15 protein-coding genes are annotated in these 22,904 nt (G+C 61.1%); 6 read left to right on the top strand and 9 right to left on the bottom strand.

Going from position 1 to position 22,904, the window contains the following annotated elements; genetic code table 11:
• Positions 1 to 35: 35 nt before the first annotated feature.
• From FHX06_RS27355 to topA, 4 genes are all read right to left on the bottom strand, one after another.
• Positions 36 to 1,220: an MFS transporter gene (locus FHX06_RS27355; RefSeq protein WP_112544521.1), complete on the bottom strand. Its 1,185-nt coding sequence runs from the start codon at positions 1,218 to 1,220 to the stop codon at positions 36 to 38.
• Positions 1,221 to 1,471: 251 nt separating this feature from the next.
• Complete coding sequence (locus FHX06_RS27360; RefSeq protein ID WP_112544519.1) at positions 1,472 to 1,924, bottom strand: DUF983 domain-containing protein; 453 nt, start codon at positions 1,922 to 1,924, stop codon at positions 1,472 to 1,474.
• Positions 1,925 to 1,942: 18 nt separating this feature from the next.
• Positions 1,943 to 4,312 carry a ribonuclease R gene (gene rnr / locus FHX06_RS27365; protein WP_113014070.1) on the bottom strand — a complete coding sequence of 790 codons (2,370 nt, stop codon included), beginning with the start codon at positions 4,310 to 4,312 and terminating at the stop codon, positions 1,943 to 1,945.
• Between the two features lie 2 nt (positions 4,313 to 4,314).
• The gene (gene topA, locus FHX06_RS27370; protein ID WP_183881458.1) at positions 4,315 to 6,990 is read right to left on the bottom strand and encodes a type I DNA topoisomerase; all 2,676 of its coding nucleotides are present in this window, start codon (positions 6,988 to 6,990) and stop codon (positions 4,315 to 4,317) included.
• A 257-nt stretch (positions 6,991 to 7,247) separates the two neighbouring features.
• On the opposite strand from topA, the gene FHX06_RS27375 reads away from it, so the two are divergent.
• Positions 7,248 to 7,454 (top strand): hypothetical protein, encoded by a 207-nt coding sequence (locus tag FHX06_RS27375; RefSeq protein WP_112544513.1) that lies wholly within the window; start codon positions 7,248 to 7,250, stop codon positions 7,452 to 7,454.
• Here the strand turns inward: FHX06_RS27375 and dprA are convergent.
• Genes dprA through FHX06_RS27395 form a run of 4 tightly spaced genes read right to left on the bottom strand, consistent with a single transcriptional unit; the run spans position 7,434 to position 11,494 of the window.
• Positions 7,434 to 8,582: a DNA-processing protein DprA gene (gene dprA / locus FHX06_RS27380; RefSeq protein WP_183881460.1), complete on the bottom strand. Its 1,149-nt coding sequence runs from the start codon at positions 8,580 to 8,582 to the stop codon at positions 7,434 to 7,436. The two genes, FHX06_RS27375 and dprA, sit on opposite strands and share 21 nt — an antisense overlap.
• Complete coding sequence (gene plsY, locus FHX06_RS27385; protein WP_112544510.1) at positions 8,582 to 9,202, bottom strand: glycerol-3-phosphate 1-O-acyltransferase PlsY; 621 nt, start codon at positions 9,200 to 9,202, stop codon at positions 8,582 to 8,584. The genes dprA and plsY overlap by 1 nt, the downstream gene beginning before the upstream one ends.
• 46 nt (positions 9,203 to 9,248) lie before the next feature.
• Complete coding sequence (locus tag FHX06_RS27390) at positions 9,249 to 10,541, bottom strand: dihydroorotase (RefSeq protein ID WP_183881462.1); 1,293 nt, start codon at positions 10,539 to 10,541, stop codon at positions 9,249 to 9,251.
• Positions 10,538 to 11,494, bottom strand: coding sequence for an aspartate carbamoyltransferase catalytic subunit (locus FHX06_RS27395; protein ID WP_183881464.1), 957 nt, complete (start codon positions 11,492 to 11,494; stop codon positions 10,538 to 10,540). The genes FHX06_RS27390 and FHX06_RS27395 overlap by 4 nt, the downstream gene beginning before the upstream one ends.
• A 283-nt stretch (positions 11,495 to 11,777) precedes the next feature.
• On the opposite strand from FHX06_RS27395, the gene FHX06_RS27400 reads away from it, so the two are divergent.
• Both FHX06_RS27400 and FHX06_RS27405 read left to right on the top strand, forming a co-directional pair.
• Entirely contained in the window at positions 11,778 to 13,436 is a 1,659-nt protein-coding gene (locus tag FHX06_RS27400; RefSeq protein WP_112544500.1) for an acyl-CoA dehydrogenase family protein, read from the top strand.
• Entirely contained in the window at positions 13,436 to 14,053 is a 618-nt protein-coding gene (locus tag FHX06_RS27405; RefSeq protein ID WP_183881467.1) for a GNAT family N-acetyltransferase, read from the top strand. The genes FHX06_RS27400 and FHX06_RS27405 overlap by 1 nt, the downstream gene beginning before the upstream one ends.
• 105 nt (positions 14,054 to 14,158) lie before the next feature.
• On the opposite strand, the gene FHX06_RS27410 is transcribed toward FHX06_RS27405, so the two are convergent.
• Entirely contained in the window at positions 14,159 to 17,011 is a 2,853-nt protein-coding gene (locus FHX06_RS27410) for a ribonuclease E/G (protein ID WP_113212515.1), read from the bottom strand.
• A 631-nt stretch (positions 17,012 to 17,642) separates the two neighbouring features.
• Between FHX06_RS27410 and FHX06_RS27415 the strand changes: the two genes are divergently transcribed.
• The 3 genes from FHX06_RS27415 (at position 17,643) to prfB (ending at position 22,863) form a co-directional block, all read left to right on the top strand.
• Complete coding sequence (locus FHX06_RS27415) at positions 17,643 to 18,893, top strand: N-acetylmuramoyl-L-alanine amidase (protein ID WP_113212516.1); 1,251 nt, start codon at positions 17,643 to 17,645, stop codon at positions 18,891 to 18,893.
• Between the two features lie 258 nt (positions 18,894 to 19,151).
• On the top strand, positions 19,152 to 21,611 hold the full coding sequence (locus tag FHX06_RS27420) for a penicillin-binding protein 1A (RefSeq protein WP_113212517.1): 2,460 nt from the start codon (positions 19,152 to 19,154) through the stop codon (positions 21,609 to 21,611).
• A gap of 120 nt (positions 21,612 to 21,731) precedes the next feature.
• Positions 21,732 to 22,863, top strand: a protein-coding gene (gene prfB, locus FHX06_RS27425) for a peptide chain release factor 2 (protein WP_162710085.1) whose coding sequence is annotated in 2 segments (ribosomal slippage) — positions 21,732 to 21,800 and positions 21,802 to 22,863 — 1,131 coding nt in all. Because the reading frame shifts where the segments join, the coding sequence is not laid out codon by codon here.
• Positions 22,864 to 22,904: the final 41 nt, after the last annotated feature.

A 22,904-nucleotide genomic window follows, 5' to 3' on the forward strand; every position in this document is an offset into this window, starting at 1 on the left:
ATTCTGGCGCGAAACTACGAATCTAGCCCGAAAAGTCAAGCCCGCTTTCCGAGGAAAAGCAGTCTTATGCCTGCGAGCAGGGCGTAAAGCCCGAAGAAACCGGCAATTGCATAGGCAAAACCGTTGTTTCCGGCAACGTCGATGGCAGCGCCGATCACCTGCGGGCCTGCAACGGTACCGACTGCATAACAGAAAACGAAGGCCGCATTAGCCGCCGCAAGGTCCGAACCTGTCAGCCGCGAACCGAGATGGCTGAGACCGACAGTGTAGAGGCCGGAGACGCAGCCGCCCCAGAAAAGCAGGATGCCGGCCATGAGAAGCCAGTTGTTGACGAGGATCGGCAGCATCATCGTGCCGACGAAACCGGTCAGGGCCATCAGCGCCAGCAGGGGACGCTTGTCCTTTATGCGGTCAGAAAGCAGGCCAAGCGGAATCTGGAAGATGACATTGCCGACACCCATCATGGTGAGGAGCAGGGCGGCTTGCGATTCGGTGAAATGCGCGCGCACCGCAAAGATCGGAAAGAGCGAGAGACCGCCGGCCTCGACCGCGCCGAAGATGAAGACGGCGGCCGTTGCGGTTGGCACCAGAAAGACGTAGCGCATGAAGTGCAGTTCCGGCTTCTCGTCCAGAACGGGGCTCTCATCGCGGGCGATGAAGATCGGGATGGCGGCAAGCAGGATCGCGCCGGCACCGACGAGGAAGGGGAGGATGCCGTCACTACCGAGCAACGAGAAGATCAGCGGTCCTGCTGCAAAGCCGATGGACAAGACCGTTGCATAGATGCCGAGCACGAATCCGCGCTTGGACGGCGGTGACGCGGCGTTGATCCAGAATTCCGAGAGGATGAAGAGCGTGGTCGTCGCGCCGTGGAAGGCGAAGCGCAGCGGGAACCACATCCAGAAGTCCTGCGCATAGTAAAAACCGAGTGCGCTGAGCGCCGAGATCAGCACCGCCCACATCATTGTCGGCGCTACACCGTATTTGTGGGCAAGCTTGGTGGTGATGGGCGCTGCTACCATCGCCGCGATACCGGCCATCGCGGTGTTGAGGCCGATGAGGGTGGAGGAAATGCCGCGCTTTTCGAGGATGATGCTGAGCAGGGGAAGTCCCAGGCCGATCGCGATGCCCACGGCGGAGATGGACGAGACGGCTGCCACCAGAGAAGGCCAATGGATTTCCTCGACATCGCCCGGTGTGCCGTTCCTCGGCTGAGACATTTATCCATCCTTAGAGAAGTGTGCGGACGAATCGTCCGTCTGGTGCCACATAGAAAGACATAGGCATGCCAAATCCAAGTGACGGGCAGGGTTTCACAATAGTTCTGGCATCCGCCGGCGATTTCTTGAGTGTAAGCTTTCCCCATACAAGAAATGATGAGCGTATCGTTCCTCTGCAGATAGTCGGCTACAAGCCCTGACGCTCTGGCCGCTGCCACTACACGCGAAATATGTCTGGAAGGTGAAGGTGTTCAAGCTTGGCGGCCGGGCGTGTCGTAATCGTCGGGTTCATCATCATGGCCGCCGAAACCATGCATCTTCAACGCCCACTGCAAGCCTATGACGCCGCCTTTGATAGGCTGGATCGAGACAAGCGCCGTGATGACGGTGATCGGTGCCCAGATGGCAAGATGCACCCAGACCGGCAGCACGAAGACCATGTCAGTCAGCATGAAGCCCCCAATGACGACGTGGCCGAGCACCAGGATGACGAGATAGGGGGGCAGGTCGTCGGCGCGCTGGTGATACATTGCCTCGCCGCAGGCGGCGCAATGGTCGACCGGCTTGAGGAATGCGCGGAACAGTTTGCCGCTGCCGCAGGCCGGACAGCGGTTCAGCAGGCCGCGCATGATGGAGCGTCCGAGCGGGCGCTCGACATCGGGCGTATCCCCATAGCGGACGACCTCGTTTGTCGGTGTGCTCACGATCTTTCCTTTCCGGAACTAGCGCCGCCCGCGCGGCGGACGCGTTCCGATCTTCTTGCGGGCGCGATTTGCATCGCGTTTCCCTGCCTTGTGGAAGGAGCGCACAGCCGTCGGCATCTTGCGTCCTTCGCTCAGCATCTCGAAGCGCAGGGCGCCCGCAAGCGGGATCGCCTCGGCCAGGCGCACGGTCACATCGTCGCCGAGACGATAGCCGAGACCTGTCTTTTCACCTGATAACGCCTGATGTGCCTCGTCATAGATGAAGTAGTCGGTGCCGAGCGTAGATATAGGGATGAAGCCGTCCGCACCGTAGTCCGGCAGCAGGATAAACAGGCCTGACTTGGTAACGCCTGAAACGCGCCCCTCAAATTCCTGGCCGACACGTCCGGCAAGGTGATGAGCGATGAGGCGATCGACGGTCTCGCGTTCGGCAGCCATGGCGCGGCGCTCGAAAGTGGAGATTTCGGCGGCGATGTCGTCGAGCGTCGCTTCCTCTTCCGGCGTGATGCCGCCTTCGCCGAAGCCGAGTGAGCCAACCAGCGCGCGATGCACGATAAGGTCGGCATAGCGCCGGATCGGCGAGGTGAAGTGCGCGTATTTCATCAGGTTCAGGCCGAAGTGGCCGATATTCTCGGGACTGTAGATGGCCTGACTCTGCGAGCGCAGCACCATTTCGTTGACCATGGTCTGGTGCGGCGTGCCATCTGCCTTGGCGAGGATGCCGTTGAAGTTGTTGGCGCGCATGTTGCCGCCCTTGGCAAGTGATATGCCGAGCGTGGCGAGGAATTCGCGCAGCACTTCCTGTTTGGCAAGCGTCGGCCCATCGTGGATGCGGTAGATCAGCGGCTGGCGCTTTTTCTCCAGCGTCTCTGCAGCCGAGACGTTCGCCTGGATCATCATCTCTTCGATCAGCTTGTGTGCGTCGAGACGAGGCGGCACGTGGACCCGGTCGACGGTACCATCGGGCTTCAGCAGGATCTTGCGCTCGGGCATGTCGAGCTCAAGCGGCTGTCGACGTTCGCGGCCGCGCTTCATCGTCTCGTAGGCGTGCCAGAGTGGCTTGAGGATCGGCTCAAGCATCGGCCCGGTCTTGTCGTCGGGCTTGCCGTCGATTGCCGCCTGTGCCTGCTGGTAGGAGAGCTTCGCCGCACTCTTCATCATGATGCGGTGGAAGGTATGGCCGATCTTGCGGCCGTCCTTCGAGAAGACCATGCGCACGGCAAGGGCAGGGCGGTCCACGCCTTCCTTCAGCGAGCAGAGATCGTTGGAAATTCGTTCCGGCAGCATCGGCACGACCCGATCCGGAAAATAGACGGAGTTGCCCCGCTTCAACGCTTCCCTGTCGAGCGGCGAATTCGGCCGCACATACCAGGAGACATCGGCAATCGCGACCGTGACGATGACGCCGCCCGCATTGTCTTCCGATGGATCATCCTCGGCATAAACGGCGTCGTCATGGTCCTTGGCATCGGCCGGGTCGATGGTGATCAGCGGCAGGTCACGCCAGTCTTCCCGATGCGACATCGTGGCGGGCTTGGCGTCATCCGCCTCTGCGACGGCTGCCGGCGGGAAGACATGCGGAATGCCGTGCGCGTGGATTGCGATCATCGAGATCGCCTTTTCCGAACCGACGGAGCCGATGACAGAAAGCACCTTGGCACGAGCCAGGCCGAAGCGGCCGAGACGCGCAACTTCCACCTCGACGAGATCCCCGTCCTTGGCATCGCCCTTATAGTCGGGGTCGATAACCATTTCCTCGCCGCGCCGGTCGATCGGCAGAAGGCGTCCGGCACCACCCGGCGCGTCCTTGAAGACACCCATGGTGGCGCCCCGACGCTTGTCGATCACCTTGATGATGCGTGCGGTATAGGCCGGGCCGCCACGATCGACTGCCGGGAATATCTTGGCAAGGATGCGGTCACCCATGCCGGCAACCGGTGCCTTGCTCTTGCCCTGACGGCCCGCCGGCGATTGCTGGCGAATGGCAACGGCTGGCGCCACGCCCTGGTCTTCCGGCCATTCCGCCGGGCGGCCGATCAGCTCGCCATCCTTGTCGCGCGTGGTGATGTCGAGCACGGTGACGGGTGGCAGCGCACCCGGCCGGATCAGCGACTTGCGCGTCTTCTGCAGCATGCCTTCCTGCTCCAGCTCCTGCAGCAGGCGCTTGAGTTCGACGCGGCTTTCGCCCTTCAGCCCGAAGGCCTTCGCGAGCTCGCGCTTGGAGGCTTTCTGCGGATGCTCGGCGATGAAACGCAGGATGACGTCTCGCGGCGGCAGGATGCCGTGCACGATGTTCAGCGGCTCAGGCGCAGGTTCCTTGCTCGCGCGTCCGAATTTTCCCGGGCGCTTGCCCATGGCTCTCGTAGTCTCGCGCGGTTCTCTCGCCACTCTCAGCTCTTTTTCGTTTTCGCCGGTGCCTTTGCCTTGGTTGCTTTCGGCTTTGCGGCAGTCTTTGTCGTCTTTGCTTCGGCCGCCGCGGCCTTCGGCTTCGCGGCTGGCTTAGCCTTCGCAGCTGTTTTGGCCTTGGTCTTGCCTGCGGGAGCCTTACCGGCCTTTTCCGCAATCAGGGCCAGCGCTTCCTCGACGGTAATGGCCTGCGGATCCTTGCCCTTCGGCAGCGTCGCATTGACCTTGCCCCAGTTGACATAGGGGCCGTAGCGTCCGTCGCGAACGGTGATCGCACCACCGTCAGGATGATCGCCCAGTTCCTTCAGCGCCGCCGGTGTGCCGCGGCCTCCTCCCGGCGCCTTGGCCTGCTTTTCGGCAATCAGCGTCACGGCGCGGTTGAGACCGACCGAGAAAACATCCTCAATGCTTTCCAGATTGGCATAGGTGCCGTCATGCAGCAGGAATGGTCCGTAGCGGCCGAGCCCGGAAGAGATCATCTTGCCGGTTTCCGGATGTTTACCGATATCACGCGGCAGCGAGATCAGCGCCATCGCCTTCTCGTAGTCGATATCTTCCGGCTTCCAGCCCTTGGGGAGCGACGAGCGCTTGGCATCCTTGCCATCGCCACGCTGGATATAGGGGCCGAAACGGCCCGAACGCAGCGTCAGTTCCTCGCCGGTGGTCGGGTCGGTGCCGAGGTTCTTGGGCTCATTCAGCGCCGCGCCTTCAGCCTCGCCGCCATTTTCGGAGGAAAGCTGGCGGGTGTAATTGCATTCCGGATAGTTCGAGCAGCCGACGAAGGCGCCGTACTTGCCGAGTTTCAGCGACAGGTTGCCGGTGCCGCAGACCTGGCAGATGCGCGGATCACTGCCGTCCTCGCGCTTCGGGAAGACCAGCGGCGCCAGGGCTTCGTTGAGCGAATCCAGAACATTGGTGACGCGCAGTTCCTTGGTGTCTTCGATCTGCGAGAAGAAATCCTTCCAGAAATCGCGAAGAACCTGCTTCCAGTTCAGTTCCCCGGCGGAGATCCGGTCGAGCTTCTCCTCGAGGTCCGCCGTGAAGTCATATTCGACATACTTGGTGAAGAAGCTTTCGAGGAAGGCGGTAACGAGACGTCCCTTCGCCTGCGGGATCAGCTTGCGCTTGTCGATCGTCACATAGTCGCGGTCGCGCAAGGTCGCGAGCGTTGCGGCATAGGTGGATGGGCGACCGATGCCGAGCTCTTCCATCTTCTTGATGAGCGAGGCTTCGGAGTAACGCGGCGGCGGCTCGGTAAAGTGCTGTGTCGAGTTGATCTTCTGCTTGGCGAGATTTTCGCGTGCATTGATCTCCGGCAGGCGGCCATCCTCGTCATCTGCGTCGTCGCTCTGCTCGCCATCTTCCTTCTGGTCGGTATAGGCGGCGATAAAGCCATCAAAGCGGATGACGGACCCGACGGCGCGCAGGCCGGCCTTCTGCCCGTTGTTGTCGGCAATGATTTCAGCTGTCGTACGCTCGATTTCGGCCGATGCCATCTGGCTGGCAATGCCGCGCTTCCAGATCAGATCGTAGAGACGGATCTGGTCGGCATCCAGGAACTTGCGGACGCGATCCGGCGAACGGTTGAAGTCGGTCGGGCGGATCGCTTCGTGCGCTTCCTGGGCGTTCTTCGCCTTGGTCGAGTAGAAACGTGCCTTTTCCGGCAGGTAGCGGTTGCCGAATTGTTCACCGATGGCGCTTCGCGCCGCATCGATCGCTTCCGGCGCCATCTGCACGCCGTCTGTACGCATATAGGTGATCAGACCGACGGTCTCGCCGCCAATGTCGACGCCCTCGTAAAGCTTCTGCGCGATCTGCATGGTGCGCGAGGCCGAGAAGCCGAGCTTGGAAGAGGCGGCCTGCTGCAGCGTCGAAGTCGTAAACGGCGGTGCCGGATTACGCTTGACGGGCTTTGCCTCGACGCTTTCGACGAAATAGCTGGCGCCTTCCAGCAGCACTTTCAGCTTGCCGGCCTCCTCGCCGTTGCCGATCGAGCGCGGCTGCAGCCGCTTGCCATTGGCGGCAACGAGCCTTGCTTCGAACTCGTCTCCGCGCGGCGTCTTCAGGAGCGCCGAAAGATTCCAGTATTCCTCCGAGATGAAACGTTCGATCTCGGATTCACGGTCGCAGACAAGGCGGAGAGCGACCGACTGCACGCGGCCGGCCGAACGTGCGCCGGGCAGCTTGCGCCACAGAACCGGCGAGAGGTTGAAGCCGACAAGATAGTCGAGTGCGCGGCGTGCCAGATAGGCATCGACCAGCGGAACATCGATATCGCGCGGATCGGCCATCGCATCGAGCACGGCCTTCTTGGTAATGGCGTTGAAGACGACGCGCTTGACCGGCTTGCCGTTGATGACCCGCTTCTTGTTCAGAAGGTCCAGCACGTGCCAGGAGATAGCCTCACCTTCGCGATCAGGGTCGGTTGCAAGAAACAGGGCATCGGAGGATTTCACCGCATCGGCAATATCCTTCATGCGCTTGGAAGAGGCGCCATCCACCTCCCACAGCATTTCGAAATCCTGATCCGGAAGGACGGAGCCGTCCTTGGCAGGCAGATCGCGCACATGGCCGAAAGAGGCGAGCACTTTGTATCCTGGACCCAGATACTTATTGATCGTCTTGGCCTTGGCAGGCGATTCCACCACTACAACATTCATGATGATTCTCTAAAAAAGATGTCGATCCGGCGAAGAAGCAGGCGCAACACGCACTGCAACATGAATACCGGCCCTCCGACATGGACAGGGAATTCGCTCCGGTCAAGAGGTTTGCTTCAATTTTACCTCTTTGCCGGGCATCGCAACCATTGCGAGATTTATAGACTATTGCAATTCAAGATGATTGAGCTATCGTTTTTGAAGTGTGGTTCGGGCTCTTTGGTAAGGCAGCCCTCTCCGTTTTCAGAGAGACAATTATGGCGCCCAAGGTTGCAGGAAAAGACACCGCTCGCTCCAAATCGCTCGAAAACATCGCTTTCATCCGCCAGATGCTCCGAGAATTGCAGAAGGTGGCCGAACATGAAAATGCGGAGATGCTCTGCTATCTCATCGAAATGGCCTATGTGGAAGCCGGAGACCTGCAGTCACGCATCGATGACAACTCAGTCGGTCATGGAAATTGAAACCTGTCCGCCTGCATGACGATGCAGCCGACCGGCCATATCCAGCTCCAGAAGAACAAGATAGACGGCAGAAGCCGAAAGACCGGTGTGACGAATGATATCGTCGACCTCCACCGGCGTCGGACCGAGCGCATCGATGACGAGCGTGCGGTCCGACTCGTCTGGCGGAAGCACTATCCTGCCACTTTCGCGTTTCGGTTCCTCGGCAGACGGCAGCGAAAAGAGATCGGGCTGAGCGAGTGGCGCCAGCGCTTCCACGACATCGTCAGGCGAAGTGACGATCATCGCGCCGTCCTTCAGAAGGCCATTCGTGCCGTGACATCGCGGATCGAGCGGCGAACCCGGTACGGCAAAGACCAGCCGCCCGAATTCGCCGGCCATCCGCGCCGTGATAAGCGAACCTGAACGGAATGCTGCCTCCACGACGGCGACGCCGAGCGAAATGCCCGCAATCAGCCGGTTGCGGCGAGGGAAATCACGCGCACGCGGCTCCCAGCCGAAAGGCATCTCGCTGACGGCAAGCCCATAGCCATTCCATATCTCGTCCAGCAGCCCAACATTTTCAGGCGGGTAGGGCTGGTCCAGCCCTCCTGCCATTGCGGCGATGGTGCCGGTATTGAGGCTCGCCCGGTGGGCGGCCGTATCGATGCCACGCGCAAGGCCGGAGACGACCGTATAGCCGGCCCGGCCGCAGTCTCTGGCAATCATCGCCGCGAACTTTGCGCCGCTGATGGAGGCATTGCGCGAACCGACGATGCCGACCGCAGGCCTGTTCAATATGGAAAGATCACCCTTGACCGCGAGCAGCGGCGGTGCGCCGTCAATCTGGCGCAGTGCCTGCGGATAATCAGGTTCGCCGATGCCGACGAAGCGGGCGCCGAAGCGCTGCGCCGCCTCAAGCTCGCGATATGCTTCAGCCTCAGCGGCAATACGGATCGAGCGCGTCGCGCCGCCGCGTGCCGACAGTTCCGGCAGCATGGAAAGTGCTGCTTCCGCCGAACCGAAATGATTGATGAGATCGCGAAAGGTTGCAGGTCCGACATTGTCGGAACGGATCAGCCGCAGCCAGGCGATCCTCTGTCTCTCCGTCAGCGCAATTCCTCTTGGCTTTGCGCTGAGTGCGTCCATTACCCCTTAGCCCCGATCTTGCTTTCCGTCCCGCTCATCAGGCGGGAGATATTGGCCTTGTGCTTCCAGTAGGAGATGACGCTCATGATCGCCATGATCGCCGCAACCTTTTCGTCGCCCAATATCCACAATGCAACCGGAATGACAAGCATCGCAAGCAGAGCGGAAAGTGAGGAGTAGCGGCTGATAAAGGCCGTTCCCAGCCAGACGGCGGCAAAGAGAAGAACCATGAGCGGTGCTACGCCAAGCAATGTGCCGATATAGGTGGCGACGCCCTTGCCGCCCTTGAAGCCGATCCAGACCGGGAAGAGATGGCCTATGAAGGCAAAGAAACCGGCGATGATGCCCGCTTCCTCTCCCGCGAAATAGGCCATGATCCAGGCCGCAGCGGCAGCCTTCAGCGCGTCGAGCAGCAAGGTCGCCGCCGCGAGCTTCTTGTTGCCGGTACGCAGAACATTCGTGGCGCCGATGTTGCCGGAGCCGATGCTGCGCACGTCGCCAAGGCCGGCAGCGCGTGTGAGGATGAGACCGAACGGGATGGAGCCGAGCAGGTAGCCGACCACGACGGCGGCAAGTGCAAGAGGCAGCGTAATCTGCCAGGTGACAAGATCAGATATCATTTTGTTTCCCAATCTTCTGACGAGAATCTGCCCTTAAAGGCCGCCCTCAGTTCTGCAATTCGTAAACCAGCTTGCCCGCGACGTAGGTCGCAATCGCCCGTCCGCTGAATCGCGCATCCTCGAAAGGCGTGTTCTTCGAGCGGGAAAGAAGCATGTCCTTGGCGACAAGCCAAGGCTCCTCGATGTCGATGAGAGCGATATCCGCCTTGGCGCCTGGTTTCAGGGTGCCGGCATCAAGACCGAAGATCTGCGCCGGGCGCGTCGACATCGCATCGATCAGCCGCATCAGGCTGACCTGCTCGCTGTGATACAGGCGCAAGGCCGCCGCGAGCATGGTTTCGAGCCCGACAGCGCCATCCTCCGCTTCGCCGAAGGGCAGACGCTTGGTGTCGACATCCTGCGGGTCGTGCGAGGAGACGATGATATCGATCGCCCCCCTGGCCAGCGCGTCTGCCATGGCAACGCGGTCGTCCTCGGAGCGCAACGGCGGATAGAGCTTGAAGAAGGTGCGGTACTCGCCGATGTCGTTCTCGTTCAGCGCCAGATTGTTGATCGAGACGCCGCATGTGACCTTGACGCCGCGCGAGCGGGCAAGCTCGATCGCCTCGACCGATTCCGGAACGGAGATCATGGCCGCATGGTAATTGCCGCGCGTCAGTTGGGCGATGCGCAGATCGCGTTCGAGCGGGATCACCTCCGCTTCCTTCGGAATGCCGGAGAGGCCGAGCCAGCTCGCAAGCAGGCCTTCATGCATGACACCGTTGGCGCCAAGATATTTGTCACGCGTGGCGCAGGAAATGACGGCGCCGAATTCGCGGGCATAGGTCATCACCCGGCGCAGAACCTGCGTATCGGAGATACTGGAATGCGCATCGGTGAAGGCGACGGCGCCTGCCTCCATCAGCAGACCGAATTCCGTCATCTCCTCGCCGGAAAGACCCTTGGTGATGGCCGCTGCCGGATAGACGTTGATTATGGCCGTATCCCGCGCCGTCTTCTTGACGAACTCGACGAGCGCGATGTCGTCGATGACGGGATGGGTATCCGGCATCATGATGATGGATGTCACGCCGCCCGCTGCCGCAGCGCGGCTTGCCGAAGCGATCGTCTCGCGATGCTCGCCGCCCGGTTCGCCGATGTGGACGCGGGCATCGACGAGGCCAGGCGTGGCGACGAGGCCGGTGCAATCGCGAACGGTAGCACCTTCGGAGGCACCCTGGTTCTGCGCCTCCTTGCCGGCTGCGAGGATCAGGCCGTCCTTGACGATGATGGTGCCGACTTCATCGAGATTTCGGGAGGGATCAACGATGCGGACATTCTTGAGGACGAGATTGCTCATGCGCCCACTCCATCGGTGCGGGGTCCCTGGTTCTGGGAAACCAGCAGCGTCTCCATGACGGCCATGCGTACTGCGACCCCCATTTCCACCTGTTCGGCAATCACGCTCTGCGGGCCGTCCGCGACTTCGGAGGCGATTTCCACGCCGCGGTTCATCGGTCCTGGATGCATGACGAGCGCATCTTCCTTCGCCGCCTTCAGCGTTTCCGCGTCGAGGCCGTAGAAGTGATAATATTCGCGCACCGACGGCACGAAGGAGCCGGACATGCGCTCGCGCTGCAGCCGCAGCATCATCACCACATCCGCGTCCTTCAGCCCTTCCTTCATCGAATGGAAGACCTCGACGCCCATCTCGGCAATGCCGGCCGGAAGCAGCGTGGCAGGAGCGACAACACGCACCCTGGCGCCCATGGCGTTCAGAAGCAGGATGTTGGAGCGCGCCACGCGCGAATGCAGGACGTCGCCGCAGATTGCCACGATGATACGCGACAGCCGGCCTTTGGCGCGGCGGATCGTCAGCGCGTCGAGCAGCGCCTGTGTCGGGTGCTCGTGCTGGCCATCGCCGGCGTTGACGACGGAGCAGGAGACCTTCTGGGCGAGAAGCGCTGCGGCACCGGCGCTGGAGTGGCGGATGATCAGGACGTCCGGCCGCATCGCGTTCAGCGTCATCGCCGTGTCGATCAGCGTTTCGCCCTTCTTCACCGAGGAATTGCCGACCGACATGTTCATCACGTCGGCGCCGAGGCGCTTGCCTGCGAGTTCGAAGGAGGCTTGCGTTCGTGTCGATGCCTCGAAGAAGAGGTTGATCTGCGTCAGTCCCCGAAGGGTCGACGTCTTTTTTTCTCTCTGTCGGCTGATCTTGACGGCTTCGTCAGCCTTGTCGAGAAGATAGGTAATATCCTGCTCGGTGAGGCCCTTGATGCCAATGAGGTGGCGGTGGGGGAAAAAGACCATGACCCTGCCTCTTCTTGTCTTCGCGGGGTCTATAAAGAGTGCGGGGGGAAGGGGCAAGCGCGTGCTGTGCGCAAATCCCATGTTCCCCATGCATTTTCCGTCGAATCCCGCTACTGCATGATTCCTTAAATCGGAATCGATTTATGGATAAAATTATGCAGCAATTTAAGGTGCTACAGCGTCCTTTGCGCGTCTGAAAAGAGGCGCGGCGCTGTAGAGCAGAAATCTGCGAATCACGAACTTCCGGTTTCCTTTTTCCGGGTCCATGAAATAGAAGCGAACAATGACCTCCGCAAACCGGACTGAAGACAAACTCGCCGAACTCAACCAGCCAAGCCTCTGGTCGGGAATCAATGCCTATAGATCCGATCCGCTGATCGTCGATCTGACTGCCACGCTGCCGCGCACCATCCGTGAAGACCTTGAAAACATGGGTCGTTTCGTGACCTCGCCGGAAGCGCAGGAGCTGGCGCGCATGGCAAACCAGGGCACGCCGCAGCTTCGCACCCATGGCCCGCGCGGCGAACGTCTTGATATCGTCGAATTCCACCCCGCCTGGCATGCGCTGATGCGCCGTTCCATGGCATCCGGCCTGCATTCTTCCGTCTGGGATCCGCAGGCCGATACGGAGGCCAAGGATCAGGCCCACCATATTCGCGCAGCCCGTTTCTACCTGACGGCGCAGCTTGAATCCGGCCATCTTTGCCCGTTGACGATGACGAGCGCATCCGTTGCCGCTCTCTCGGCCTCGCCTGCGGTGCAGAAGGACTGGGCGCCCAAGATCCTGTCGCGCAAATATGACTCGTCGAACCGTCCGGCCATGCAGAAGTCCGCCGTGACGATCGGCATGGGCATGACGGAGAAACAGGGCGGCACGGATGTTCGGGCCAACAAGACCGCCGCGGAAAAGGTGAGCGAAGGCATTTACCGGCTCTCCGGCCATAAATGGTTCATGTCCGCGCCGATGAGCGACGCCTTCATCATGCTGGCGCAGACCAAGGAAGGCATGGGCTGCTTCCTAGTGCCGCGGCTGCTGGAAGATGGTTCCGCCAACGGCCTGCAATTCCAGCGCCTGAAGGACAAGGTCGGCAACCGCTCGAATGCTTCGTCCGAAGTGGAGTTCACTGATACGTTCGGTTTCCTGCTCGGCGGTCCTGATGCCGGCATCCGGACTATCCTCGATATGGTGACGCTGACGCGGCTCGATTGCGCGCTTGCCTCCTCGGGCATCATGCGCGCATCGCTGGCCGAAGCCGTTCATCACACCCGCGGCCGCAGCGTTTTCGGCAAGATGCTGGTCAACCAGCCGATCATGACGCGCGTGCTCGCCGACATGGCGCTCGATGTTGCCGCCGCCACGGCTCTTTCCTTCCGCCTGGCCGACGCCTTCGACAAGGCGCGCGGCAATGCCGAAGATGCCGCCTATGCCCGCGTCATGACACCGGTCGCCAAATACTGGTGCTGCAAGATTGCCCCGTCGCTGATCTACGAGGCGATGGAATGCATCGGCGGCAGCGGTTACATCGAAGAACGCCCGATCGCCCGCCACTACCGCGAAGCGCCGGTCAATGCGATCTGGGAAGGTTCGGGCAACGTCATGGCGCTCGATGTGCTGCGTGTGCTGAACCGCGGCAAGGATCTGTTCGAGACGGTGTTTGCAGGTTTTGCGCGCGATCTTGGACCGGCCGGAAAGAAGACGATCGATGTGCTGCGCGCCGCAATCGCGCTTTGCGAACAGGATGAGGGCGCTGCCCGCCTGCTCGTCGAGCAGCTGGCGCTCGTTGCCGGCGCCGCCGAGCTCTATCGGCTCGGGGCAGGGCGCATTGCCGACGCTTTCATCGAGACCCGTCTGGCGGGCGGCTGGCGGTCGACCTACGGCATGCTCGATTCCCGTTTCGACGCCAGCTACATCGTCGATCTGCTTTACCCGCCAGCGGCCTGATGCAGGTGTTTCGGAACGCACGGCGGGACGATCTCGATCAGATCTACGGCATTTCGCTTGCGACCGGCAATGGCGGTCAGGATGCGAGCCACCTCTACCGTGATGGCCGCCTGATCGGCCATATCTATTCTGCGCCCTATGTCGTGCTCAACCCGCAAGCGACCCTCGTTGCGGAGGATGCGTTCGGAATCGCCGGCTACATCGTCGGCACCTACGATACAGCCGCCTTCGAAACGCGCCTTGAACGTGACTGGTGGCCCGCCCTGCGCGATCAATATGCCGATCCGGCCGGCGATCCCTCTGGATGGATGGCCGACGAGCGCCGCAGCTTTGCGATCCATCATCCGCGCACCATGTGGGCTGAGATCGTCACGGCCTACCCGGCTCATATCCATATGAACCTGATGCCACGCCTGCAGGGGCAGGGGGGCGGAAGCCGTCTTCTGGAGCAGTGGATATCTGAAGCGCGTCAGGCAGGCGTGCGCGGCATTCACCTCGGCGTCAACGCCGACAACCAGAGCGGCCTGCGCTTCTGGTCCTCCCGCGGCTTCGAGCGTCTGATCCCGCCGCTCATCCCGGCATCGGAAGCCTCTGTCTGGCTCGGCCGCACACTCTAAGCCTTTTCCCTTTGGCCACAGGCTGAGTATTCGTCATCTGTGGCACAAAAAATCCGGCTGCGTCGCCACAGCCGGATCATGTCACTTATCGCCAAAAATCATCTTTCAGAAGAAGCCGCGGCGCTGCCACCAGCCTGCCTTCTTCGGCTTGCCTTCACCTTCGGCTTCACCGTTATCGGTGCGGTTCGAGGTGACCGTCGGCTCGGAAGACGAGATATTGGATCCGCGGTTAGCGCGAGCCGGCTTGGCCTCTTCCTGAACAGGCTCGGCAAGATCTGCAGACGCTTCTGTCACTTCCGGCTCGGCTTCTGCTTCCACAGCCGGCGCTTCGATCACAGGCTCCTCGACCGGCGAAGGCGCGGCAGCAGCCTTGCGGCGACCGCGGCCACGGCCACGTGCCGGCTTGACCTCTTCGGCAACGCTCTCGCTGCCTTCGATAGCCGCCATGGCCGGCTGAGCATCGACAACGTCGACCGTGGCGACTTCGATTACTTCGGCTTCGGTCTCCGCGCTTTCCTCGGCTGCGGTATCATCGCCTTCGTCGGCATCGCCGCCCTCGGAAGCAGCGCTCGTCTCGGCGCCTTCCTCACCACGGTTGCGACGACCGCCACGCTTGCCGCGACGGCGGCGCTTGCGGCGCTGGGAGTCATCACCTTCGGCGCGGTCCTCCGCAGCACCTTCGGCGGCATCACTGTCGCCCTCGCTGCCCTCGTCCTCGCCCTCATCGCCATCGTCAGCTTCGCCGGAAACTGCATCTGCAGCAACCTGCTGCTCGGCATTGCCGTTGCGGCCGCGACGACGGCGGCGGCGCTTGCGCTTGCGTCCACCTTCGCCTTCGGCCTCTGCACGGGCAGCAGGACGTTCGGCGGCGGCAGGCTTTTCTTCCAACTCTTCGTCTTCCTCCTCGTCGTGCTCGATAACGACATCGTCATCATCGTCATCGGGGATGGCTGCGAAGTTGAAGAGGCTTTCGATCTTGACAGGGTTTTCGACCGGCTCGCCGCGATCGATCGCGAAATGCTGCGCGCCGACCGAACCGTCAGCATCGATGATGATCGCCACACCGAAGCGGGCTTCATAATCGACGATCGTCTGGCGCTTGTGGTTGAGCAGGTAGAGCGCGATATCGGGCGTCGTGCGAACGGTGATATTGTGCGTCGTGTTCTTGAGCAGATACTCCTCGACGCCGCGCAGCACATGAAGCGCAACGGAAGACTGCGAACGAACGTGGCCGGTGCCGCCGCAATGCGAGCAGACCTGCGTCGTGGATTCAAGAACGGAAGCGCGGATGCGCTGGCGCGACATTTCCAGAAGGCCGAAATGCGAGATACGGCCGACCTGGATGCGGGCGCGGTCGTTCTTCAGGCATTCCTTCAGCTTCTTCTCGACAGCGCGGTTGTTGCGCTTCTCTTCCATGTCGATGAAGTCGATGACGATGAGACCGGCAAGGTCGCGCAGACGAAGCTGGCGGGCGACTTCGTCCGCTGCTTCGAGGTTCGTCTGGAGGGCGGTGTCCTCGATCGAGTGTTCGCGGGTCGAACGGCCGGAGTTGACGTCGATCGAAACCAGCGCTTCCGTCTGGTTCATGATCAGGTAGCCGCCGGACTTCAGCGTCACCTGCGGCTGCAGCATGCGGTCGAGCTGCGCCTCGATGCCGGAGCGCGAGAAAATCGGGTGGAGATCGCGATAAGGCTGAACCACCTTGGCGTGGCTCGGCATCAGCATCTTCATGAAGTCTTTCGCTTCGCGATAGCCTTCTTCGCCGGAGACGATGATCTCGCCGATATCCTTGTTGTAGAGGTCACGGATCGAGCGCTTGATGAGCGAACCTTCCTCGTAGACGAGGCAGGGAGCCGTCGAGGCGAGCGTCAGCGTGCGGACGTTCTCCCACAGGCGCATCAGATATTCGAAGTCGCGCTTGACCTCGACCTTGGTACGGTTGGCACCGGCCGTGCGCAGGATCACGCCCATGCCCTGCGGCACTTCCAGCATGCGGGCGATTTCCTTCAGCCGCTTGCGGTCCTGCGGGTTGGTGATCTTGCGGGAAATGCCGCCGCCGCGCGCCGTGTTCGGCATCAGAACCGAATAGCGGCCTGCGAGCGAGAGATAGGTGGTGAGGGCAGCACCCTTGTTGCCGCGCTCTTCCTTGGCGACCTGCACCAGCAGGATCTGGCGGCGCTTGATGACTTCCTGGATGCGGTATTGCTTGCGCGGCTTGCGCTGAACACGATCCGGAACCTCTTCCATCGCGTCTTCGGCGCCGACGGATTCGATGACTTCCTCTTCGCCATGATCGTCGTCATCATCGTCGTCGTCATGACGACGCTTGGAAACGTCGACATCCTCGGAGATGGTGTCCGTTTCAACCATCGCAGCCATCTCGCCGCCGGTCGAACCTTCGTCATCGTTGTCGACGACCGATGCTTCCGGCGCCGCTGCTTCTTCTGTAACCGGCTCGGCTGCCTTCTTGCGGCTGCGGCGGGCGCGGGGCTTCTTGGCCGGCGCTTCTTCGGCGACGGGTGCAGCCTCTTCGGCGGGTGCAGCTACTTCTTCTGCAGCAACTGCCTCGGGCTGCTCGACCGGAACGATGCCGATATCGGGCTGATCCTGCGTCGAGAGATCGACGAGCGGGGCAGTCTCGACATGCTCGACATCTTCGTCGCGGCGATGCTCCTCCGCTTCGGCGCGAAGCAGGGCCTGGCGATCTGCCAGCGGTATCTGGTAATAATCAGGGTGGATTTCGGCGAAGGCCAGGAAGCCGTGCCGGTTGCCGCCGTAATCGACGAAGGCTGCCTGCAGCGAGGGTTCGACCCTCGTTACCTTTGCAAGATAGATGTTGCCGCGAATTTGCTTCTTGTGCTGGGACTCGAAGTCAAATTCTTCTATGCGGTTCCCGCGAACGACAACGACGCGCGTCTCTTCCTCGTGAGACGCATCGATAAGCATTTTGTCTGCCATGTAAGCTGAGCTCCTCGGCGAGGCCGCGAGAGCGCATTCCCGACTGCTGTTGACACAGGAAGAATGCGGTCCGCCGTGGCCGCGCCGGATAATGAAAGTCGCGATTGGTGCGAGGGAGAAGGCAGCAGCCAGACCGCAGCCGGAACGATTTCGTTCCGGGGCCTGTACACTTCAGATAAAACCTGCTGCGAAACCATCAACAACCAAGCGTGATCGACAATGACAAAGACCCGTTTCGGGTCCGATGAGTTTGCTCCCTGAGAGCGTGGTGGCTGATCCACCGATGAAATCCCAGCGCGAAGCCGGAAAATCAGGATCCAGTTCTCGAGTGGAAATGCGTTAGACGGCGGACGATTACCGGTTGTGGCGCCAGGTCCGGGGGCCGGCTGGCTGCCTTGCGGCGACTCTATCCCGTCAACACTTCTACCCTAAAATTCGTTGTATGTTTTCTCTGTCACAATAGCAAGGGAAAAGCCAAATGTGCCATAATATTGATGGATTTCGTATCGCATAAACTTGTCGGGGATAAACGATCCCGATTCATGGGTCGGTGCGTATGCGCTCGCCTCTAGCGGGCGTCAGCGGGGACGGTGTAAGGTCCATCGCAGAGTAAATAGGGTGTGGCGGGCTATTGTTTAAGAGGTTTCGGATCGCGGCGAAGTTGTCCGCAGGGCGAAAATTGGGTTTTGCAGCGGGGCTTTTCGGCTTCGCAGTGCTTTGCGCGGTTCCTGGAAGTGCCGCCGACGCGAAGAATCCCTTGCTGGCCTACGGAGCGCGTATCGTCGGCGACGATGCCAGAACCCGCATCGTCATCGATTTCGACCGCGAGCCCCGTTTTTCCGTCCATTATATTGCCAATCCTGAGCGCATCGTCGTCGACCTGCCGGCAACCGCTTTCGGCTTTCCGGCCAAAGATCTCGAGGCGCGCGGCCTCTTCAAGGACATCCGTTATGGCGCTATGGATGAAGGCAGCGCCCGCATCGTGTTGACGGCGGCACGCCCGGTCCAACTCGCCCTTGCCAAGGTGCAGACGGATGAGAGCGGCAATGGTCACAGGCTCGTTCTCGATGCCGAGATGATCGACAAGCAGAAATTCGCCGAGCTTGTGAAGACCCAGTCCTGGAGTGACAAGGCGGATGGGGCGGAGACGACGAGTGCCATTCCCCAGCCGGAAAAGGCTGCACCCGGTGATTTCGTCATCGCCGTCGATGCCGGCCACGGCGGCATCGACACCGGCGCCATCGGCGTCGATACGAAGACAGAGGAAAAGCAGGTGACGCTTGCCTTCGCCAAGGCGCTGGCTGATCGCCTGAACAAGGAGCCGGGCATCAAGGCTTTCCTGACGCGCGACGACGACGAATTCCTGTCGCTCTCGCAGCGTGTGCTGATTGCCCGGCAGAACCATGCGGGCCTTTTCATTTCGCTGCACGCAGATACGCTGAAGCAGAAGGATATTCGCGGCGCGACGGTCTACACGATTTCAGACAAGGCTTCGGATAAGCTCGCCGCCGATCTTGCCGAACGCGAAAACCTGTCGGACCAGATCGCCGGCAAGGAAACGACCACCGAACCGCCTGAGGTCGCCGATATTCTGCTGGACCTGACGCGGCGTGAGACGCAGGCCTTTTCGATTTCGCTCGCCGAAAGCGTGCTTGCCTCTTTCAAGGATCAGGTTGGCACGATCAACAATCCGCACCGTCACGCGGGCTTTCGGGTGCTGCAGGCGCCGGACGTTCCGTCGATCCTGCTCGAGCTCGGCTTCCTCTCCAATGTTGAGGACGAAAAACGTCTGCTCGATGATGCCTGGCGGTTGAAGATGGCCGATCTCTTGGCCGATGCGGTGAAGCGCTACCGCACGGGCCTGATGGCGAATGGCGGGTAAACCGGGCGTTGCCTGGAAGTGACACTCGCGCCTAAACCGGAGCCCTTGCGGAAAGGGGAGCGGAAAGTGGCAGGACGGGCCCTATTTTGCTCACATTCGCGCCGTTACTCCGATCTATATGTTTCGCGCAAGTGAGACGAAATCGGCTTGTAGCGCCAGCGCGCATGGAGTAAGCCGCGCAACGTGCAAAGAGACATGATCTGTGCGATTGTGCGGCTGCGCCGATCTAATGATTAGAAATACCGGTAGCTGAAAAATATGGTTAGACTTCTTGGATATTTCTTCGGGATAGCATGCGTCCTGTTCCTGGGCGCTGCGGCGGTTGTTGCCGTCTACATTGCGAATGTCGCGAAGGATCTTCCTGACTATGCTGTGCTCAACAGCTATGCCCCGCCGGTCACCACCCGCGTCCACGCGGGTAACGGTGCGCTCATGGCCGAATACGCCAAGGAAAAGCGCCTCTTCCTGCCGATCCAGGCTATCCCGGACCGCGTCAAGGCTGCTTTCCTGTCGGCCGAAGACAAGAACTTCTACAACCATCCCGGCGTCGATCTGACCGGTCTTGGCCGTGCCATCCTCGTCAACCTTCAGAATTTCGGCTCTGGCCGCCGCCCGGTCGGTGCATCGACGATTACCCAGCAGGTCGCAAAGAACTTCCTTCTGACCTCCGATCAGACGATCGACCGCAAGATCAAGGAAGCGATCCTGTCCTTCCGCATCGAGCAGGCCTACAGCAAGGACAAGATCCTCGAGCTTTACCTCAACGAGATCTTTTTCGGTCTGAACTCCTACGGTATCGGCAGTGCCTCGCTCACCTATTTCAACAAGTCCGTCACCGAACTGACGATCGCCGAATCTGCCTATCTTGCATCGCTGCCGAAGGGCCCGGCAAATTATCATCCCTTCCGCCATCCGGATGCAGCACTTGAGCGCCGCAACTGGGTCATCGATCGCATGGTCGAGAATGGTTATGTGAGCCAGAGCGACGGCGAGGATGCCAAGAAGCAGCCGCTCGGCGTCACCGCCCGCAATAGCGGACCGTCTCTTTTTGCTTCCGATTATTTCGCCGAGGCTGTCCGTCGCCAGCTCATCGACCAGTACGGCGAGAAGTCGCTCTACGAGGGCGGCCTCTCGGTGCGCACGTCGCTCGATCCGCAGATGCAGCTCTTTGCGCGCAAGGCGCTGCAGGACGGCCTGACCAATTACGACGAGCGTCGCGGTTTCCATGGACCGGTCAAACAGATCAGCATATCGGGTGATTGGGGTCCGGCGCTCGCCGAAGTGCCCGCTCTCTCGGACGTGCCGGAATGGCGCCTGGCAGTCGTGCTCGCTGTTTCCAGTGACAGCGTCGATATCGGCCTTCAGCCGCCCAAGGACGGCGGCGGCAAGGTCGCAGCCCAACGCGAGCGTGGTTCGATTGCAGCCAAGGATATGCAGTGGGCATTCCGCTCCGCCGCCGGCGACCGCAAGACGACGAAGTCGCCGGTCGGCGCCGTCTCGGCCGGAGATGTCGTCTACGTCGAGCGCCTCGGCGGCGACAATTCGACCTCCTATCGTCTGCGCCAGCCGCCAAAGGTGCAGGGTGGTCTTGTCGCCATGGATCCGAAGACCGGCCGCGTTCTTGCCATGGTCGGCGGCTTCTCCTATGCGCAGTCGGAATTCAACCGCGCCACGCAGGCGATGCGCCAGCCGGGGTCCTCCTTCAAGCCCTTCGTTTATGCCGCTGCCATGGACAACGGCTACACGCCGGCCTCGGTCATCATGGACGCGCCGATCGAGATCGTTTCGGGCGGTCAGGTCTGGAAGCCGGAAAACTACGGCGGCGAAGTCGGCGGCCCCTCGACGCTGCGCTCCGGTATCGAGAATTCGCGCAACCTGATGACGGTGCGCCTCGCCAATGACCTCGGCATGAATATCGTTGCCGAATATGCCGAACGCTTCGGCGTCTACGACAAGATGCCGCCGCTGCTCGCCATGTCGCTCGGCTCGGGCGAAACGACGGTGCTGCGCATGGTCTCGGCTTACTCGGTCATTGCCAATGGCGGCAAGCAGATCAAGCCGACCCTGATCGACCGCATCCAGGACCGTTACGGCAAGACGATCTTCAAGCATGAAGAGCGTCTCTGCGAAGGCTGCAATGCCGGCGACTGGCAGAACCAGGAAGAACCCAACATCGTCGACAACCGCGAGCAAGTTCTCGATCCGATGACCTCCTACCAGATCACCTCGATGATGCAGGGCGTCATCCAGCGCGGTACGGCTGCTGGCAAGGTCGATCTCTCCGGCCGTGACGTCGCCGGCAAGACCGGTACGACCAACGATGAAAAGGACGCCTGGTTCGTCGGCTTCACGCCGGATCTGGTGGCGGGCCTCTATCTCGGCTTCGATACGCCGGCACCGCTCGGACGCGGCGGTACGGGTGGCGTTCTCTCGGCACCGATCTTCAATGAATTCATGCAGGCGGCAGTCAAGGACATGCCGGAATCCAAATTCGTGGTCCCGGCCGGCATGAACATGATCGCGATCAACCGCAAGACCGGCATGGCTGCTGCCGATGGCGAGCCGGGCACCATCATCGAAGCCTTCAAGCCGGGCACCGGGCCGGCCGACAGCTTCTCCGTCATCGGCATGGACGGCACGATGGCGCCGGAAGAAATCCTGCGCACGTCGCCCCAGGCAAACCAGGCGGTCCAGACCAACACACCCGGCCTGTTCTGATCGAGACCGATTGCCTTTGCGCCCGCCACGGCTCTTTACATCCGCGGCGGGCGTCTCTATGTCACGGGCCTTGCAGAATACCCCGGCACTCACAGAATACCGAAGCAAAGAAGCAGGAAAATGCGAGCGGAAATCCAGAACGTAGTCGATGAAACCAAGCAGGCTATCACCCTGCTGAGGAGGCATCTTTGACTGGGACCAGGCGGTAAGACGACTGGACTGGTTGAATAACAAGGCAGAGGATCCCAACCTCTGGAACGATGCGCAGGAAGCCCAGAAGCTGATGCGCGAGCGTCAGCAGCTCGATGACGGCATCAATGGCGTCAAGGCGCTGGAACAGCAGCTTTCCGACAATGTCGAGCTCATCGATCTCGGGGAAGAAGAAGGCGACGAAAGCATCGTCAAGGAAGCTGAGGCCGCGCTGAAAAGCTTGCAGGCCGAGGCGGCCCGCCGACAGGTCGAAGCCATGCTGTCAGGCGAGGCCGATGGCAACGACACCTATCTGGAAGTCCATTCCGGCGCAGGCGGCACGGAAAGCCAGGACTGGGCGAACATGCTTCTGCGCATGTACACTCGCTGGGCCGAGCGCCAGCGCTTCAAGGTCGAGCTTTTGGAAGTGCATGACGGCGAAGAGGCCGGCATCAAGTCCGCAACGCTGCTCGTAAAGGGCCACAACGCCTATGGCTGGCTGAAGACCGAATCGGGCGTGCACCGTCTGGTGCGCATCTCGCCTTACGACAGCAATGCGCGTCGCCACACCTCCTTCTCGTCGATTTGGGTCTACCCCGTCGTTGATGACTCGATCCAGATCGAGATCAACGAAAGTGATTGCCGTATCGACACCTACCGTTCGTCCGGCGCTGGCGGCCAGCACGTCAACACGACAGACTCGGCCGTGCGTATCACGCATATACCGACAGGCATCGTCGTGCAGTGCCAGCAGGAGCGTTCGCAGCACAAGAATCGCGCCAAGGCCTGGGACATGCTGCGCGCCCGCATGTACGAAGCGGAGCTGAAGAAACGCGAGGACGCCGCCAACGCCGAAGCCGCTTCCAAGACGGATATCGGCTGGGGCCACCAGATCCGCTCCTACGTTCTGCAGCCCTACCAGCTCGTCAAGGACTTGCGCACCGGCGTTGCGAGCACCGCTCCCGATGACGTGCTCGATGGCGATCTGAACGAGTTCATGGAAGCAGCACTCGCTCACCGCATCAGCGGGGCAGCCGATGCGGTCGTCGACGACGTCGACTGAGCGGTGAAGACAGACCTTGGATAGAAGCCCCGGAAACGGGG

The organism is Rhizobium sp. BK512 (genome assembly GCF_014194915.1).
GTDB lineage: Bacteria > Pseudomonadota > Alphaproteobacteria > Rhizobiales > Rhizobiaceae > Rhizobium.